The sequence below is a fragment of the Marinomonas sp. KMM3893 genome (genome assembly GCF_004352855.1).
Lineage (GTDB): Bacteria > Pseudomonadota > Gammaproteobacteria > Pseudomonadales > Marinomonadaceae > Marinomonas > Marinomonas arenicola.
On record NZ_SJSC01000003.1, the window covers coordinates 32,402 to 49,703 of the forward strand.

General features: G+C 48.1%; 16 protein-coding genes. 13 read left to right on the top strand and 3 right to left on the bottom strand.

The genetic code is table 11. The features are described 5' to 3' along the window. Positions 1-87: 87 nt before the first annotated feature. Both E0D71_RS08055 and zntR read right to left on the bottom strand, forming a co-directional pair. Entirely contained in the window at positions 88-1,227 is a 1,140-nt protein-coding gene (locus E0D71_RS08055) for an SO_0444 family Cu/Zn efflux transporter (RefSeq protein ID WP_133002810.1), read from the bottom strand. 5 nt (positions 1,228-1,232) lie between these two features. Next, positions 1,233-1,676, bottom strand: a complete 444-nt coding sequence (gene zntR, locus E0D71_RS08060) for a Zn(2+)-responsive transcriptional regulator (RefSeq protein ID WP_133002811.1) — start codon at positions 1,674-1,676, stop codon at positions 1,233-1,235. Positions 1,677-1,906: 230 nt separating this feature from the next. Between zntR and E0D71_RS08065 the strand changes: the two genes are divergently transcribed. From E0D71_RS08065 to E0D71_RS08125, 13 genes are all read left to right on the top strand, one after another. Beyond that, positions 1,907-3,694, top strand: coding sequence for an EAL domain-containing response regulator (locus E0D71_RS08065; RefSeq protein WP_133002812.1), 1,788 nt, complete (start codon positions 1,907-1,909; stop codon positions 3,692-3,694). A gap of 116 nt (positions 3,695-3,810) precedes the next feature. Further along, positions 3,811-6,522, top strand: a complete 2,712-nt coding sequence (locus E0D71_RS08070) for an ATP-binding protein (RefSeq protein ID WP_133002813.1) — start codon at positions 3,811-3,813, stop codon at positions 6,520-6,522. 151 nt (positions 6,523-6,673) lie between these two features. Next, a complete protein-coding gene (locus E0D71_RS08075) occupies positions 6,674-8,440 on the top strand; it encodes an ATP-binding protein (protein WP_133002814.1) in 1,767 nt (588 codons plus the stop codon). After that, complete coding sequence (locus E0D71_RS08080) at positions 8,437-9,783, top strand: cobyrinate a,c-diamide synthase (RefSeq protein ID WP_133002815.1); 1,347 nt, start codon at positions 8,437-8,439, stop codon at positions 9,781-9,783. The genes E0D71_RS08075 and E0D71_RS08080 overlap by 4 nt, the downstream gene beginning before the upstream one ends. 1 nt (position 9,784) lies before the next feature. Then, positions 9,785-10,918, top strand: a complete 1,134-nt coding sequence (locus tag E0D71_RS08085) for a cobalt-precorrin-5B (C(1))-methyltransferase (protein ID WP_133002816.1) — start codon at positions 9,785-9,787, stop codon at positions 10,916-10,918. Then, positions 10,915-11,691 (top strand): precorrin-6A/cobalt-precorrin-6A reductase, encoded by a 777-nt coding sequence (locus E0D71_RS08090; RefSeq protein WP_133002817.1) that lies wholly within the window; start codon positions 10,915-10,917, stop codon positions 11,689-11,691. Before E0D71_RS08085 ends, E0D71_RS08090 begins: the two co-directional genes overlap by 4 nt. 41 nt (positions 11,692-11,732) lie before the next feature. Continuing rightward, positions 11,733-12,380, top strand: a complete 648-nt coding sequence (locus E0D71_RS08095; protein WP_133002818.1) for a precorrin-8X methylmutase — start codon at positions 11,733-11,735, stop codon at positions 12,378-12,380. After that, positions 12,380-13,699: a precorrin-6y C5,15-methyltransferase (decarboxylating) subunit CbiE gene (gene cbiE, locus E0D71_RS08100; RefSeq protein ID WP_133002819.1), complete on the top strand. Its 1,320-nt coding sequence runs from the start codon at positions 12,380-12,382 to the stop codon at positions 13,697-13,699. Before E0D71_RS08095 ends, cbiE begins: the two co-directional genes overlap by 1 nt. A 14-nt stretch (positions 13,700-13,713) precedes the next feature. Further along, positions 13,714-14,448 carry a precorrin-2 C(20)-methyltransferase gene (gene cobI / locus E0D71_RS08105; protein ID WP_133002820.1) on the top strand — a complete coding sequence of 245 codons (735 nt, stop codon included), beginning with the start codon at positions 13,714-13,716 and terminating at the stop codon, positions 14,446-14,448. Then, a complete protein-coding gene (locus E0D71_RS08110) occupies positions 14,445-15,203 on the top strand; it encodes a cobalamin biosynthesis protein (protein WP_133002821.1) in 759 nt (252 codons plus the stop codon). The genes cobI and E0D71_RS08110 overlap by 4 nt, the downstream gene beginning before the upstream one ends. A 236-nt stretch (positions 15,204-15,439) precedes the next feature. Then, positions 15,440-15,751, top strand: coding sequence for a 4a-hydroxytetrahydrobiopterin dehydratase (locus E0D71_RS08115; protein ID WP_133002822.1), 312 nt, complete (start codon positions 15,440-15,442; stop codon positions 15,749-15,751). A gap of 149 nt (positions 15,752-15,900) precedes the next feature. Continuing rightward, a complete protein-coding gene (locus tag E0D71_RS08120) occupies positions 15,901-16,569 on the top strand; it encodes a hemolysin III family protein (RefSeq protein ID WP_133002823.1) in 669 nt (222 codons plus the stop codon). A 14-nt stretch (positions 16,570-16,583) separates the two neighbouring features. Then, positions 16,584-16,922, top strand: a complete 339-nt coding sequence (locus E0D71_RS08125; protein ID WP_133002824.1) for a thioredoxin family protein — start codon at positions 16,584-16,586, stop codon at positions 16,920-16,922. Positions 16,923-16,929: 7 nt separating this feature from the next. On the opposite strand, the gene E0D71_RS08130 is transcribed toward E0D71_RS08125, so the two are convergent. After that, on the bottom strand, positions 16,930-17,187 hold the full coding sequence (locus tag E0D71_RS08130; RefSeq protein ID WP_133002825.1) for a hypothetical protein: 258 nt from the start codon (positions 17,185-17,187) through the stop codon (positions 16,930-16,932). Positions 17,188-17,302: the final 115 nt, after the last annotated feature.

The window sequence follows — 17,302 nt, forward strand, 5'->3', positions numbered from 1 at the left end:
GGCAAACAAGCCAATAAGAGGCCGTCTTATTGGCTTAAAGATTGACGCTAAGTACTGACTCATGTGCGTTGGCTTACTTCATATTGATTAATGTGAATGCTGATGAGAATGGCCTTTGTTCATTTTCATCATCATCTGCTTCGTTAATGAAACAACCATGAGAAACGCAAGAATGACGCCGGTTGATAGGGTAACCCAACTAGGCAATAGCGTGAGCTCAGGACCAATTTGAGGCACCACTGAAATAGCAAATTTAGTCACCAGAAAATCGACTAAAAAACCGAACAATAACGCACCGCCTAATACCCCTGTTAAATACCCTACTAAGGCTTTCTTGCCTAACTCTTTTGCGACAACACCTAAGGTGGCAATGTTGGTAGCAGGCCCTGCCATCATAAAAACGAGGACGGGTCCTGGTGCCACACCGGCTAATAAAAGACCCGCTGCGATGGGGGTCGATGCGGTCGCACAGATATACATGGGGATGGATATCAGCACCATAACAAGCATGGCCAATAAGCCATTTCCCCATGACGCTAGAAAGTCATCAGGAATGTAGGTTTGCACTAGGGCCGCAAACCCCAAACCAACCAATAACCAAAGGGCGGTATCGTCTAATAGCTCTGTGGCAGCATAGTGGAGGCTTGAGCGAATTTTAGCCGTGATGCTTGCAGACTTTACTGGCGCATCATTTGTTGAGCAGCAGGACGCTTCAGCTGTGCTGGTTGTGCCGCAGCACGATGGCTCTGCGGGTGTGCTGGTAGCACAGCACGAGCTCGTTTCCTTGGCATTCACTTGCGTTGCCGACTTTGTATTAGGGACGCCATCATCGTCATCTCGGCCCACCAATAACCCTGCCAGAATGGCACTAAAAACGGCGGCGATAGGGCGAATAATGGCCATAAAAGGCCCTAGTAAAACGTAGGATACGGTAATGGAGTCGACCCCAGTTTCAGGCGTGGACACCAAAAAAGACGTGGTAGATGCTTTGGAAGCGCCCGCACGGCGTAAGCCCACCGCGGCGGGAATAACACCACAAGAGCACAGTGGCAATGGTGCGCCAAAGACGGCGGCTTTAACGACGGATTTTAGGCCGTGTCCACCGAGTTGCTTGTTCATCCAGCTCATTGGAACAAACACCTTGAGCAGGCCGGCCAAGATGAACCCTAGGAGTAGCCAGGGAGCAGATTCCAAAAAAAGTTCCGCAAAATGAGTTAAGAAGGCCATGGTATTCACTCCTTTAGACAGTGATGATGTTCTGGTTGAACGTTATGAACATCAGATTCCAGTGCTTCGAGTATGGTGCACTGAGCCGCGCTTCCAGGGCCGCCACAGCAGGCATCAGACAGCTGTTTTAATGATTGTTGGAAGTGGTTAAGTTCGGCGATTTTTCTTTCAACTTCTTCAAGTTTTGCATCGACCACTATTTTGACATCGGCACAGGCGTTGTTGTCTTTATCGACCTCGATAGAAAGCAGCTCATGGATATCCGCTAAGCTAAAGCCAACGGTTTTGGCGCGAAGGATAAAAGACAATGTTTTTTTGTCTTGCTCGGTATACAGCCGATAGCCTGAATCAGAACGCTTTGATGGCGTTAATAGGCCATGCTTTTCATAAAATCTGAGCGTATCGCTTTTTACCTTGAAGTCGTTTGCCAGCTCGCCAATACGGTACATGCTTTTCTCTCTTGAATGATAGTTAAGACAAGTATAAACCTTGGATGTTAGTCCAAGGTCAAGATTTTGGTGATGTATTCTGATGAGATTGAAGATAGAGGCTAAAGTAGGATAGAAATTCATAGTAAAACAAGGGTAGACTCTAAGATGTTGTTTAAAAAACACACATTGGTGATTTTGTAACAGGTGTGGCACTCTATTTGAACCAATTAAGGAAGGCATAACGGAGCATGAAGCAAATACCCACAGTATTGATTGTCGATGATGTACCTGAGAATTTGCGGGTATTAAATGACGTTATCTCGGCATTAGACTGCCAGGTTGTCGTGGCCAATTCAGGAGAGCGTGCATTGGCTTTGTTGGAGCGAACTGAGCCTTGCCTTGTCCTTTTAGACGTTATGATGGGTGGGATTGATGGTTTTGAAACCTGCCGCCAAATAAGAGCCAATGCCAAGTTTAAAGATCTCCCTGTGGTGTTTGTTACCGCCTTAGTAGACGATATTAGTCGTGGCTTCGATGCGGGAGGAAACGATTACATAACGAAGCCTATTCGTGTTGAAGAAGTACGCTCGCGTGTTGCTCATCAGTTGGAGCGTTTCAATTTGACGAATGAGCTAAAAGACTTGAACCTTATGTTGGAAGAAAAGGTTCGGGATCGCACCGCCGACTTAAATTTAGCCAATCGTCATTTACGCAAAGAAGTGAATGAGCGGCGCTATATGCAAGACCGCTTGAACTATCTTGCCCAGCATGACTTTGTCACTCAGCTTTATAATCGCGACGCATTAGACGAGCATATTACCCACCTTATTTCCGGTGTTCAGTCCAAAACGAACGCCCACGTTCCTTACTTTGTGTTAATCGACATTAATGAGTTTCATCTGATTAATGATGCCTGTGGCTGTATAGCAGGCGATGAATTGTTGCATCAACTTGCCACTGTTATTAATGACTTATGCTCTCCCCAGCGAGATTTTTGTACGCGTTTGAGTGGCGATAAATTTGCCATCGCCGTTGGGCGAGGAGGCGCCGAAGCCGTTGAGTCGCTCTTCCGTATCATGAATCAGCGTATTGAAGACTTTGTTTTTGTTTGGGATGGTCGTCAATTTAGAACATCCCTGACGAAAATTGCGATCCCCATTACCGTCGATATGGTGTCTTTTGAGCAAGTGATCATGTTGGCGGACGAAGTGAGTTACTCCTGCAAGAAAAGCGGTATTTATTCACGCATTGTGGAGAACGCAGACGCCCTTGCTTATGAAGAGCGTAGAGGCAATTTGAATTGGGGGCTGCGTATTATTGATGGCCTTGAGAAAGATCTGTTTGAGGTGCATTTTCAGCAGCTGTTTCCACTGACAGAAACAAGGACGCTTGGCAAAAAAATTGAAATTCTAGTTCGTTTGAGAGACGAGAAAACGGGGAAACTGCTTTATCCGAATGACTTTATTCGCGCAGCGGAGCGCTTTGGCATCATCTCCAAAATAGACCGTTGGGTCATCAGCCATACCATGCAACAGCTGGCAGAAAGGCCGCACCTATGGGAAGAAGTTAGCCAGGTGGCTCTGAATGTGTCTGCGTTGTCGGTTCGTGAAGCGGATTTTGCAGATTTTATTGTCGCACAACTGGATAAATACCAGCTTGATGGCCAGAAGTTTTGTTTTGAAATCACAGAAACTGAAGCGCTGAATAACTTTGTAGATACGCGTCACTTTATGTCTCTATTGCATGAGTGCGGCTGCAGTATTGCGCTGGATGATTTTGGAACAGGCTTTTCTTCGTTTGCCTACTTGATGGATTTGCCCTTCGACTTGATCAAAATTGATGGGTTGTTTGTCAAAGACATGCACCTGAACGCAATACACCACGGTATGGTGGATTCCATTGTCAAGCTGGCCAAAATGCTTGATAAACCTGTGGTCGCTGAGTTTGTTGAAAACCAAGACATTGTTTTGCAGTTACAGGCATTAGGGGTGGAGTGGGGACAAGGTTACCACTTTCATAAACCTGAAAAACTGTAAACCAAGATACGCCCCCTTAACACTGTGTTTCCAAAGGGACGTGTTTCTCTAAGAAGAGAAGCACAGGAGGAGGCGTGTTGCACCCCCCTGCGTTCGAATCGCTAAGGAATCCGATTATGCCGTCTGGAACCTCGACCATTGTTAGTATATTGATCTTTTTGTTTATCGGAACCGCTGCGCTTCTGGTGATTTTTCAGCTGGTGTTTCTTATTCGCTTTAAGCATTTGCAACGACGCTATTCTAAAGCCATTTTGGCCACCAAAGCGGGTGTCTGGGAATGGTTTCCACAAAGTAAAAAGTTTTATATTTCCTCTGAGTTTTTTGCCCAATTTGGTTTTGGGGAAGAAAACGTGCCAAACAATATTCAAGACTGGCTCGCCTACCTCAAGAAAGAAGATCGCCCCGACTTTGATGAATGGTCGGCGGCCATTTTGACGCAACAGATAAACCAAACAACGCCTCAGTCACTGCGTTTTCGTGTCGACGATATAAACGGTGAGAGCCAGTGGCTTGAAATGCGTGGCAGCGTGACTCGCTGGGACAGCCGTCGGCGCGTGCAGTGCATTGTTGGCACCTTGGAGCAAGTTAATCACCTTGTTGCCACAGAAAAAGAATTGATTTCGGCTCGTGAGAATGCCCGCCGGCGCGAATTAATTCTCTCATCCTTACTGAATAATATCCCCGACCCTGTGTGGTCAAAAGATCAGGATGGTCATTATTTAGACTGTAATGATGCTTTCTCGACGTTTAATAATTTACAGCGCGATCAGGTAAAAGGAAAAACCGATCAAGAGCTTAACCTCGATGGCAATGGCCAATATTATCAAGACCGAGACAATCAGGCTTTGCAGCGTGGAGAAACCCTACATGAGCATTGTTGGGGGACAGCCGCAGACGGCAGCGGTCAACGCTTGTTTGAAGTCTATCGTGTGCCAATCGAAGAGCCTTCATTGAATTTTAAAGGCGTATTGGGGATCGCAAGAGACATTACAGAGCGCAACTCACTCATCAGTGAGCTAAAGCTTTTTAAAAGCTTTGCGGATAACTCTGCCCAAGGGTTTGGTATGGCAACGTTAAACGGGGACATGTCTTATCTGAACAAAAAAATGCGTGATTTGCTTTGCGTTAGTGACGATGTGCCGCTTAAAGATCTCAACTACCTCGCATTTTATCCGTCTAAAAGTCAGCAATTTTTAACCAACACCGTGATTCCTTATGTCAAAGAGCACGGCGTCTGGGAGGGGGAGCTGCAAGCGCAGAGTATGGATGGGCGGGTGTTTGAAACCTATGAAACCTACTTTATTTTACGCAACGACGAAGGCGACGCCATTTCTTTTGGCGATATCATGAGCGACATCAGTGACCAAAAGAACGTCTCCGCTCAATTGGAGAATGCAAAACAGGCCGCAGAGCAAGCCAGCCAGGCGAAAAGTAACTTCTTGGCAAATATGAGTCACGAAATCCGCACCCCGCTGAATGCCATTATTGGCTACGCACAACTGATCCGAGAAGACATGACCCTAACTGGTGTCGCAAAGACGCGCTTTCAAGCCATTGAAGGAGCCGGTGAACGTTTACTGGCCTTGATCAACGACATTTTAGACATTGCCCGAATCGAATCCGGCCGCATGGTGTTGCACTGCCAGAAAGTCAGTTTGCGAAAAGAAATACTGCAGGTGGTTAAGTTGCTTCAAGGGCAGGCACAAAAAAAAGGCTTGCAGCTTAGTGCCGATCTAGACATGCCGGCTGAATTATTGGTGTGGATTGACCCTGTTAAATTTCATCAAGTACTGACTAATTTGGTCGGCAATGCCGTGAAATTTACTGCGACAGGTTCCGTGACAGTAACGAGCCATTATGAAGACGATTTACTTGAGTTAGTTATCTCAGACACAGGCCCAGGAATTGATAATACGCAAATGGACAGCCTATTTACGCCATTTGTTCAGGGGGAGGCAGGTCAGCGCGAAGGTGGTACAGGCCTTGGGTTGGCGTTGTCTCATACCCTCGTAAAGTTAATGGGCGGATCGCTTGCTATTCAGAGCCCTCCTTCTGGTGGAACCCGTGTTACTGTGATGATGCCGATTTCAGACATGACAGAAGAAGTGACCCTTGAATACTCTGCTTTTGAAGCCGGTTCCCATAGTCGCCTAAGTCACCCTATTAGTGTGCTGGTGGCCGAAGACGATGACTGGTCTAGGGATATTTTAGTGTCTTTACTGGAGAAGGCGGGTTGCCAAATTATTGAGGCAGAAGACGGAGAAATCGCCATTGAACGCTTTAAGAAATATCGCCCTGAAATGGTAATGACCGACATCCGTATGCCAAACAAAAGTGGCCGAGATCTATTGAAGGCGATTCAAGATTTGGACCCAGATAACAAGATTCCTGTCATCGCGGTGACGGCTTCCACCATGACTCACGAATTAGCCGAGTTGAAAAAAGACGGTTTTTGGCAGGTAATAGCCAAGCCATATAAAGTGGAAGAAGTGTATGAGGCGTTGGTGTCCCATATGGATGTCCGATTTGTGCCCATATTTGATGACCATAAAGAGGCCGCATTAGCGTCTTCTTTGTCGAAAACAGCCGAGTGCCAACAAGCGGTGATGGCGGATCAAGACTGGCAGGAAATCTATCGGGCTGCGAAAAGTGGGGATATCAATAAGACCAACGAAGTAGTACAGCGACTTAGTGAGCAACTGCCTGCTTCACAACGGCGGGATATCACACAAGCGCTCGATACTTTTGACTTGGAGTTAGTCGAGCAACTGATTGTAGATTTTCATCCAGACGTTCTTCTTTCTGGCGGGGATTCATCGCAGCTTTAATATGTTTTTGATTCATGTTTCGTGCCGCGCTTTGAGTTTGACATAACGCAAGGCCACGGATAAGGTTCAAGCGAGACAAGACATAGCAAAACCGCCTACAATAGGCGGTTTTCTAGTTTCCCTTTGACCCTAATCAACGACAGGTAACACCATGAGTAGCCTAGCCCATAGCAACTTTCCTTTTACCGCCGTAGCTGGGCAAGAGTCTTTAAAATTGGCGCTTATTTTATCGGCGATTAATCCGAAAATCGGTGGTGTCTTGATTAGTGGTCCACGTGGCTCTGCGAAATCCACTTTGGCTCGTGGTTTGTCTGGCATCATGCCGGCGCTGCAAGGGGATGAGCTGGTGCCATTTGCCACCTTGCCGCTCGGTACGAGTGAAGACCGTTTGTTAGGCGCTTTAGATTTAGAGCAAGTACTGCAAGACAAAGAAGTTGTCTTTAAGCCTGGTTTATTAAGCCGAGCCCACGGCGGTGTTTTGTATGTGGATGAAGTGAACTTACTGAGTGACCATTTGGTGGATCAACTGCTGGATGTCTCTGCCAGCGGGGTTAACCGAGTTGAGCGTGATGGCGTCAGTCATGAGCATGAAGCGCGCTTTTTATTGGTGGGAACCATGAACCCAGACGAAGGGGAATTGCGTCCTCAATTGCAAGACCGCTTCGGTTTGATGGTCGCTCTGGATAACCACTACAGCTTGGAAGAGCGGGTACAAATTGTTCGCTTACGAGATGAATACGATCAGGATCCGAAGGCATTTTGTGAGGCGTTCAAATACAAACAGCGTAACTTAAAAAACAGCATTCAAATCGCCCGCAATGGCTTACCTAAAGTACGCTGCACAGACGCGTTGCGTATGGACATTGCCAGTCGCTGCCAGGACGCTCAGGTAGACGGTGTGCGAGCGGATATTGTCTGGGTAAGGGCTGCAATGGCGCATGCCGCGTGGCGTGGTGCTGACATGGTGTCGATTGGTGATGTTCAGGCGGTAGAAGAACTTGTGTTGAGCCATCGCCGCCAAGCCGAGTCGCCTAAGCCCCCAACGACGCCCAATTCAACGCCGCCTTCTACGCCACCATCAAGGCGTCCACCGAGCTCATTGCCTGATAATACAGACTCCGCTTCACCTGACCCTGCTCAACAGGGGGAATGGGGCAGTATGCAGCCAGAACGACAAGTCGCAAGTGAGCGTATTGGATTACCGACGCTGCAGTCTCCTGAAAAAACAAAGACCTCATCGAAAAATTTACGAGAGGTGGCGCCGGGAAAGCAACGAGGTAAGGCCGCGAGTGGGTATTGTCTTGATGGGTCTGTGGCGGGGGAGGGAATCGATTGGTTTAGAAGCATTATCAGTCACCCGCAAAGCTGGCCACCAAGTCAATTATTGCCTAAGAAACGCCATGCTGGTCTGCCTGTATTGCATGTGGTGCTGTTAGATACATCGGCCTCGACCTTGGCGCAAGGTGTCTTTGCGAAAGCCAAAGGGGTGATTCTAGACATCGCCAATCGAGCCTATCTGGCCCGTGAACAAATGGCTATTTTAGGCTTTGGTCAAGACGCCGTGTCGGCTGTTTTGCCGAAAGTCCGCGCCCCCAAGGAAATTCTAGAGAGGTTAAATCAATTAGGGGCTGGAGGTGGTACGCCGTTTCGTCTTGCCATCGAGAAGGTCAGCCAATATTTAACCCAGCAGCATAAGGCAACCTCTGGGTTAATTAGCCAAACGTACATTGTAACGGACGGTCGTACACAAGCGGATGTGACGGACTTTTCAGCGGGCAGCAACAAAGCATTATTAGGCCATTGTGTCTTGATCGATACTGAAAACACCCAGGTGAAACGTGGTCGAGGGGCTGAAATCGCGCAACAACTTGGCGCCGATTACCTATTATTAAATTCGCTTTTAGAGACAAAACAATGAGTCAAGAAACCATCTATTGCCCTGCTATTTTTCTTACTGCTCCGGCGTCGAATCAAGGTAAAACAACGATTACGGCGGCCTTGGCTCGTTACTTTACCAAACAAGGAAAGGTGGTCAGGGTGTTTAAAACTGGGCCTGATTATTTAGACCCACAAATACTCGCCCAAGCCTCCCAACAACCGGTTGAGCAGTTAGACATCTGGATGGCAGGTGATGATTACTGTCAGGATCGTTTGTATCAAGCAGCAAAAGTTGCGGACCTGATTCTTGTTGAAGGCGCCATGGGGATGTTTGATGGCGAGCCATCCAGTGCGGATCTTGCGGCACGTTTTGGTATTCCGATGGCCATTGTGATGGATGTGAAGGGGATGGCGCAAACGGCCGCGGCCTTGGCGACAGGGTTGGCGAATTTTCGAGCGGATGTCACCGTGGTTGGCTTGATTGCGAACCGTTGTGGAAGTGAACGCCATGCTGAGTTAATTCGCGACGCGCTGCCGGCGTCTTTGCCATTGCTGGCGACATTGAAGCGCGATGAAGAAGTGACACTGCCAGAGCGCCATTTGGGGTTGGTACAAGCAGAAGAAGTCGCGGACGAACTTGAGCTTCGTTTTGAAGCAGCGGTTGACTGGTTGCAACAATCAAATGATGACGGTTTATTAACCCTGCCGGAACCGGTGGCTTTTCTACCCGCAGAGCGCGATCACGCAGAAGTACCGGCTAAGCGTCATTTGCAAGGTAAAACCATCGCCGTGGCGAAAGATGCCGCTTTTAGTTTTATTTATGATGCCAACCTGAATGCACTAAAAAGCTTGGGCGCGACTATTGTCTTTTTCTCTCCGTTAAAAGACTCGCACTTGCCAGCCGCTGACGCGCTTTGGTTACCAGGTGGATACCCAGAATTGCACGCCAAAACCTTGTCTGAAAATACGCATATGCGACTTGCGATACAGGCGTTTTTTGCGACTGGCAAACCCCTTCTCGCCGAGTGTGGAGGCATGTTGTATAGCTTAGAAGAGCTGACAGATTTAGAAGGTCATTGTTACCCAATGTTGGGCATTTTACCCGGCCAAGGAGCCATGCGCGGTAAGCGTGGTTGTCAAGGTATGCAAACGGCCGTGGTGCCGCAAGGGGACATTCGTGGCCATGCTCATCACAGATCACGCAGCGCGAACACGCCAGAGCCAGTTGGTTATGGCCGCCGTCAGCGTCATCCAGCCCCAGGGGAGGCCATTTACCAGCAGCAGGGGCTAACCGCCAGTTATTTGCATTTGTTTTTCCCGTCAAACTTAGCGGCGACAGCGGCTCTTTTTTTAGGCGTAAACCGTTTGGGTGAGAGCGCATAATATGTGGCCTGAAAGTGCAGAAAAGCCAACGCCATTGCGCACCGGTCTGACCACAGGCACCTGTGCGACGGCGTGTTGTGTGGCGGCGGCGCAAGCACTTTTTGCGCAACGCCAAGATAAAACGGTTAGTGTGACCTTGCCAAAAGGGAAGCAGGTTGATCTGACGATTGAAGCGTATAAGGTGAGCGAATCAAGCGCTCGCACGTCGACCATAAAGGATGCAGGCGATGATCCTGATGCGACTCATGGGGCGACGATTTTTGTCGAACTGGCGTTAAGCGCGCAGCAAGGTGTACATTTCTATGCCGCTGAAGGGGTTGGTATTGTGACTCGTACCGGCTTATTGCTTGACGTGGGTGAGCCTGCAATCAACCCTGTGCCGCGAAAAATGATGACAGAGCACCTTGAAGGTTTTGCTCAAACCTATCATTACCAAGGGGGCTTTGATGTCTCTGTTGGGGTGATCAATGGGGCTCAGATTGCAGAAAAAACCATGAACCCGCGTCTTGGTATTATGGGCGGGATTTCAATTCTTGGTACCACAGGCATAGTTCGGCCGTTTTCTTGCGCCGCTTATATTGCGTCTATCCACCAAGGCATCGATGTGGCGCGCGCCAATGGCATTACTCACATTGCAGCCACCACAGGCAATAGCAGTGAAGACGCGATAAAAAAACATTATCAACTCGATGATATGGCGTTGATCGAAATGGGGGACTTTGTCGGAGCTGTGCTTAAGCACGTGAGAAAAGTGGAGCAGCACAGTGGCGCCAAATTAACGACATTAAGCTTGTGTGGCGGTTTTGGAAAAATCAGCAAATTGGCTCAACAGCATATGGATCTAAACAGTCGAGTATCGAGCATTGATTTACCGGCATTGGCAAGCTTAGCGACCCGCTTAGGGGCTGAGGTTGAGCTGACTGAAAAAATGGCCCAGGCGAACACCAGTGTAGAAGCATTGAAATTTGCTCAGCAAGCGGGCCTTCCACTCGCCGACGCGATTTGTGCTCAGGCATTACATTTTGCGCGTTCCTATATACCGTCGCACATAGCACTGGAAGTCTGGGCAATTGATCGTCGTGGTCAGTTTGTCGGTCATGCCACAGATGCAGATTCGCGAGGAAGGATGAAATGAAAATTTTATTACTAGGAGGCACCGCAGACGGGCGTCGTCTGGCGGACACCCTTCATCAAGCGGGCGTTCGAGTGGTGTACAGCTTGGCTGGGTTGGTGCGAGTGCCAAAAGTGGATTGTGAGCTGGTGGTTGGTGGTTTTACTCAGTTTGGTGGTTTAGCCGCATACCTAAGAGCCAATCAGATTACCCTGGTTTTGGATGTGACCCATCCTTATGCCCACACCATGAGCAGTAAAGCGGTGGTCGCTGCCCGTGAAGTTGGCATTCCTTGCTGGCGTTTTCATCGCCCCGCTTGGCAACCTAAAGCGGGTGACCGCTGGCGTTATTACCAAGATGATTCCGCGTTAGTTTCACTGCTCAAAGGGTGTCGTACTCCATTGCTCAGTGCAGGGCAAATGCCCGAATCTTTGTTGAGAACGATTCTCAAAAATGATACTGTAGCGTCCGTTATTTGGCGCACGGCTGTGGCCGCAAAATTCCCCCTGCCAGAAGGCGTTCAGTGGATCAAAGCCATTGGCCCTTTTGCTTTAGAGGAAGAGCGAAAGCTGCTTGTTGATTACCAAGTAGATGTCATTGTTAGTAAAAACAGTGGGGGTGACGCCACGTACGCTAAACTAGAAGCCGCGCGGGAATTAGGGATAGATGTGTTGCTTCAAGAGCGACCTAGATTGCCTGCCGCGGACAAAGAGTTTAATGACACAGATACTTGCCTAGAGGCCTGCTTAAGCGTCTGTAGTCCCTCCATTCATGATCAAAAAGACAGCCAACAGTGACAAATTCAACCAACGATAATATTAGCCAAAAGAGTCATTCTATGTCAGAGCCGCAACGCTACGAGCAAAACCCACAGGCGATTGAACAAGACAGTTTTCGTCAGATTCGTGCGCTAACCGACCTTTCTGCGCTGACTCAAGATCAACAACAAGTGGTGATGCGCATCGTACACAGTTTGGGGTTGCCTGATGTGGCGAACAGCGTGCGCTTTAGTGCGAACGCAACGCAGGCTGGGCGCGAGGCGTTGGCGAATAATGGTGCGATTTTATGCGATGTGGAAATGGTCAAGCAGGGTGTGACTAAGCGCATGATTGAGCGTGAACCCCTGTGTTTTTTAAACGATCCTACGGTTGCCATGTTGGCGAAAAATCGAAGTGAAACGCGTTCTATGGCGGCATTAAGCCTGTGGACGGATTCATTAGAAGGCAGTGTCGTTTTGATTGGTAACGCACCAACCGCCTTGTTTCGCCTATTGGAAATGATTGAGCAAGGCGCGCCCAAACCGGCTTTGATTATTGGTATGCCGGTGGGCTTTGTCGGCGCGGCAGAATCCAAGCAAGCGCTTTGGGATGCGCACCAAACACTAGGCGTAGAATGCATTACATTACTCGGCCGTATGGGAGGCAGTGCGGTGACTTCTGCCAGCTGCAATGCCTTACTGCGTTGTAACTTGGGTGAGTATTATTGATGCAAATTCATGTGATTGGGTTGGGGGTGGCGGAATGTGCGAATTTAGCGGCGCCAGCACAAGCCGTATTATCAAACTTAACCGAACATGACATAGTCGTAGGCTCGCCTCGGCAGCATGACACCCTGGTGGACTTTGCACATCAAGCCCAGGTAGAAAAGCTGCCTAAGCTGTCTCAATTGGCGGTTAAATTCGAGCAATGGCAACAAGAAGGCGCAGCACAAGTGGTGGTGTTGGCTTCTGGAGATCCTCTATTTTATGGGGTAGGAGCTTGGCTTAAGCGTACTTTTGGCGGCGTCGGTTCTGCTCATAAATTGGTTTTTTACCCTAATGTGTCCAGTATTCAAATGGCGTGTCATCGTCTGGGGTTGTCATTGCAAGATGTGCAGGTGGTGAGTTTGCATGGCCGACCCTTATCGAATCTACGTTCTTCATTGCAGTGCAATAAAACCCTAGTGTTACTGACAGATCAATACAGTCAGCCAAAACACATTGCACAAGAGTGCCTAGCGGCCGGCTTAGCTCACAGTGAGATCACCGTTTGTGAAGCTTTGGGGTATCAACATGAGCAGGTACGTCAGTTCTCTGCCACAACCTTGTGCGAGCAAACGGCACTGACATTTGACCCGTTAAACGTCATTGTCGTGAAAACAGGCAGGCCGAGTGGCGGTCAAGGAAGCCTGTATCCGAGCGCACCGGGGATTCCTGATCACGCCTTTGTTACCGATAAAGGCGACGGCAAAGGGATGATCACCAAGCGCGAAGTTAGGCTGGTTATCCTCTCTTATTTGGGGCTTCAAGCGGGTGATACAGTCTGGGACATTGGTGCTGGCTGTGGTGGTGTGAGTGTGGAGCTTGCCTATTGGCATCAGCAAAGCCACATCATTGCCATTGAGCATCATCCACAACGCTTAGCCTGCCTAGAAGCCAATCAAGATCGTTTTGGCGTTACCCGTAATTTGTCCATTGTGGCAGGGCGTGCACCTGAAGCATTGGCCGATTTGCCCTTACCCGATAAAGTTTTTATTGGTGGCAGTGATGGCGCTTTGAATGACCTGATGGCGCAAGTATGGTCATGTTTGCCTCTTGGTGGCCATTTAATGGTGAGCGCGGTGACAGAAGACAGCAAGTTTCAGGTCATGCAATTTGCCAATCAGCGTGCGCGCTTGCAAGACGCCGAAGAACACAGTTTGCAGTTGGCTGTATCCAAACAAGATCGTTTAGCCGGTCAGCGGCTGTATCGCCCTAATCTGCCAGTGACCTTGTCTTTATTTATTAAGACGTCAATGGCTATTAATACACAAAAGGACACCGAGTAATGAAGGCTGTCGAGATGATAACAAACGAACAAACAAAAGGGCGCTTTATTGGGGTTGGAGTCGGCCCAGGTGATCCTGAATTGATTACTTTAAAGGCACTACGTTTAATTCAAGGTGCCAGTGTGGTGAGTTATCTGGCCAATGGCGAAGGCAATTCACAAGCCAAAAACATTGCCTGTGAAGCCTTTTCAGGTGTTACCCATCAACAAAATGAAATCGCGATTGTGATGCCCATGTCAACCGATCGTGAAGAAGCCAATAAGGCCTATGATGGCGGAGCACAGGCGATAGCCGATGAGCTAGAAAACGGACGTGATGTGGTGTTTTTATGTGAAGGGGACCCACTGTTTTTTGGCTCTTTTGCGTATTTATTAGAACGTTTAGAGGGGCAGTTCTCTTGTCAGGTAGTGCCTGGAGTCTCTTCTATTAATGCGGCATCTTCGGCCTTGAATCACCCATTAACGGTATTAAAAGAGTCGTTTGCTGTCGTGAGTGGGCGTCACTCTGCATTGCAAATTGATACCGCGTTAGAGCAACACGACAGTGTTGTTATTATGAAAGCGGGCCGTGCTAGACCTCGTATACTGACCGCTCTACGGAAGACGAACCGCCTGCAAGACGCAAAATATCTAGAGTACATTGGCCGTGATAATGAGCGCATAGTGCAAGACGTATCCACATTGGAAGACAAAGCAGGGCCGTATTTCTCCTTGTTTGTCGTGACTAAGAGCGAGCGAGGTACACGTTGATTCGCATTGTTGCCCTGACGCCAGCGGGTGAGCAGCTTGCTAGGCGCATATTACGTCAGTGGCCTGAGGCGGTATTGGATTATAAGCCCAAGCCGTTTGCTCAAAAGGTGCGCTCAGCGTTCCAGCAAGGCGATCACTTGGTGTTTATTTGTGCCACAGGCATTGTTATGCGGACCTTGGCGCCCGTTATAGAAGATAAATACCAAGACCCTCCGGTGTTGGTCTTAGATGAGTTGGGGAAATTTGTTATTCCTCTTTTATCAGGCCATGAAGGCGGGGCGAATGAATGGGGGGCTCAAGTCGCAAATAGTCTTGGGGCTCAATTGGTGGCAACGACTGCCAAGGCGTATCTGAATCCTGTTTATACCTTAGGTATGGGGTGTGAGCGAGGTTGTCCACTGGCGTTTTTAGAACGCCTCATGTTGGAAGGGCTGTCTCAAAAAGGATTAACACCGAAGGATATTCATTCTTTGAGCAGCATAGATATAAAAGCCGATGAAGAGAATCTAATCGCTTTAGCGGAAAAGTATGCTTGGTCATTTCAGACCTTCAGTGCAGAGCAACTCACCCCAATGGCAAGTTTATTAAGCACCCATTCTGAGTATGTTTTCAACACGGTGGGGGTCTACGGTGTGGCGGAATCTGCGGCCCTATTTGCAGCAAAACAGGCTGCGGATAGCGCACCAGAATTGATCTTAAATAAGATTAAAAATGCAAAGGCGACTGTCTCTATTGCAAGAGCATTCAAAGCATAATAGGTTCGTAGCATAAGAATAAAAACAGGGAGATTAAGGCTTTAGAGAGATATTTTACGCAAGGTGATGGATTCATCATATAGCCTCCTAAGAGGCAAAAAAACGGCAACTAGAGTGATCTTTATTCCATGCGATTGCATTCGCACTTTTATACTCCAATACTTCATTTATACATGGGGAATAAAATAATATCAGGGATGAAGGTGCACAGATAAGAACAGCCTTTGGAGGTATTTATGTCATTAAAAGCACTCTCACAAGAAGAAATAGAATGGTCACTTAGCGAGCTTAATAAGTCTACGCAAGGCCATTGGGAAATTAAAAACGGTAAGTTGTCTTCTAGCTTTACCTTTAGAAACTTTCAGCAAGCTTTTGGGTTTATGACGCAATGCGCTTTGATTTCAGAAAGAATGGATCATCACCCAGAATGGTCTAATAACTACAATGAAGTGCATATACAGTTAACCACAGAAGATGTTGAAGGGCTCTCTGAAAAGGATTTTCTATTAGCGGAACAAATGGAAGTTCACGCCTCTACAATCGACTAGAAAGGCAACCAATCTCAATGTTGCAACACTAGATCATAAGCATCATGCTTTACGTTAAGGCCAAGAGACAATCTAGGCCTTAACGCTTGACCGTTTATCGATTTGGTTAAAACCCAATACTGGGTTTGATGATGGATGGAGAAAAAGAAATGGAAGATGTATTAGCGCCCGCGAAAAGAGAACAATCGCTCGGGGAAGAAGTTGCCAACAGTATCAGCCATGGGCTCGGTTTGCTGGCCGCGCTCATCGGTACACCATTTTTAATTATCAGCGCCATTAACGACGCCGACACCAGTTTTTTGGTTGGCGTCAGCGTCTTTTCCGCTACCATGATTTTGCTCTACCTCTCTTCTACTTTGTACCATGCTGCGCCTGCGGGACCAGCGAAAAACCTATTTCGAGTTATTGACCATTCCGCTGTGTATTTTTTGATTGCCGGTACCTACACGCCGTTTATGCTAGGGGTGCTACGAGGTGCTTGGGGCTGGTCTATTTTAGCCTCTGTTTGGGGGCTGGCAGCGGTAGGAGTCTTGCTAAAAGCTTTTGGCAAAGCCAAACATCCGCTTGTCTCAACCGCCTTATATGTTTTGCTGGGCTGGCTTATTATCATTGCGATCAAGCCCTTAGTTGAGCTTATGGCGCCACAAGGTCTGATGCTTTTGGTGTTAGGTGGCCTGCTCTATACGCTAGGCGTAGTCTTTTATGCGTTTGATGCGCGTTTGCGATATGGGCATCTGATTTGGCATTTGTTTGTCTTATCGGGAACCGCATGTCACTTTTTTGCCATTCTTTGGTATGGCGCTTACGGGGCTGTTTAACGCAGGGAGTAATAATGACTAAGATAAATGCCGCTACTATGGGGTTTAACCCAGACTATTCTGAGCAAGCCCCAAGCGTTGAAGACATTAAGCTTTTAGCAGGCGATGTCATCCTTGAGTTTGGTGCGCCCTGGTGTGGGCATTGTCAGGCGTCTGCTCCGATCGTTGCTGATGAGCTGTCAACGCGCTCGCTATGGCATATCAAGGTGTTTGATGGGAAGGGAAAAAAATTAGGGCGAGCCTTTGGTGTTACGCTTTGGCCGACCTTGATCTATTTAAAAAATGGTGAAGAAGTAGGGCGCCTTGTACGCCCTTTATTGGCGTCAGAGATGACAGAATTGTTGGCGCTTTAAGGCCGTTTTAGACTCGAATATCAATCAATGAACCAATAGCCTGATCTGCGCTATTGATAACACGAGCGTTCGCTTTTGCGTTCAGCTCGCTTTCTTTTGCCTGTATTACCCCATCTTGTATTTGACTGCCTGAGCGATTGGATTGATTGCTATCGGCTGTTTGAGTGGCGGCTTCTGCGACTTTTTGACTTGCTTCGTTCAACCCTGTTTGGCTGTTTTTAAGGCCTGCTTGAGCATAGTTGAATGGCGAATTGGTAATTTGCATAGAGACAGCCTTGGGTTGAGAGTCGCCTTTCGTAAAACAACAATGAATGGGATTGTTCTAATCTTAACCAAGTTTGTTAGGGCTGTCAGTAACCTTATGTAGTGTGTCCTTTGTA

What these genes read in the sequence shown, in the direction of transcription:
- E0D71_RS08055 (WP_133002810.1), bottom strand. Translation starts at nt 1,227, where the DNA reads ATGGCCTTCTTAACTCATTTTGCGGAACTTTTTTTGGAATCTGCTCCC.
- zntR (WP_133002811.1), bottom strand. Translation starts at nt 1,676, where the DNA reads ATGTACCGTATTGGCGAGCTGGCAAACGACTTCAAGGTAAAAAGCGAT.
- E0D71_RS08065 (WP_133002812.1), top strand. Translation starts at nt 1,907, where the DNA reads ATGAAGCAAATACCCACAGTATTGATTGTCGATGATGTACCTGAGAAT.
- E0D71_RS08070 (WP_133002813.1), top strand. Translation starts at nt 3,811, where the DNA reads ATGCCGTCTGGAACCTCGACCATTGTTAGTATATTGATCTTTTTGTTT.
- E0D71_RS08075 (WP_133002814.1), top strand. Translation starts at nt 6,674, where the DNA reads ATGAGTAGCCTAGCCCATAGCAACTTTCCTTTTACCGCCGTAGCTGGG.
- E0D71_RS08080 (WP_133002815.1), top strand. Translation starts at nt 8,437, where the DNA reads ATGAGTCAAGAAACCATCTATTGCCCTGCTATTTTTCTTACTGCTCCG.
- E0D71_RS08085 (WP_133002816.1), top strand. Translation starts at nt 9,785, where the DNA reads ATGTGGCCTGAAAGTGCAGAAAAGCCAACGCCATTGCGCACCGGTCTG.
- E0D71_RS08090 (WP_133002817.1), top strand. Translation starts at nt 10,915, where the DNA reads ATGAAAATTTTATTACTAGGAGGCACCGCAGACGGGCGTCGTCTGGCG.
- E0D71_RS08095 (WP_133002818.1), top strand. Translation starts at nt 11,733, where the DNA reads ATGTCAGAGCCGCAACGCTACGAGCAAAACCCACAGGCGATTGAACAA.
- cbiE (WP_133002819.1), top strand. Translation starts at nt 12,380, where the DNA reads ATGCAAATTCATGTGATTGGGTTGGGGGTGGCGGAATGTGCGAATTTA.
- cobI (WP_133002820.1), top strand. Translation starts at nt 13,714, where the DNA reads ATGATAACAAACGAACAAACAAAAGGGCGCTTTATTGGGGTTGGAGTC.
- E0D71_RS08115 (WP_133002822.1), top strand. Translation starts at nt 15,440, where the DNA reads ATGTCATTAAAAGCACTCTCACAAGAAGAAATAGAATGGTCACTTAGC.
- E0D71_RS08120 (WP_133002823.1), top strand. Translation starts at nt 15,901, where the DNA reads ATGGAAGATGTATTAGCGCCCGCGAAAAGAGAACAATCGCTCGGGGAA.
- E0D71_RS08125 (WP_133002824.1), top strand. Translation starts at nt 16,584, where the DNA reads ATGACTAAGATAAATGCCGCTACTATGGGGTTTAACCCAGACTATTCT.
- E0D71_RS08130 (WP_133002825.1), bottom strand. Translation starts at nt 17,187, where the DNA reads ATGCAAATTACCAATTCGCCATTCAACTATGCTCAAGCAGGCCTTAAA.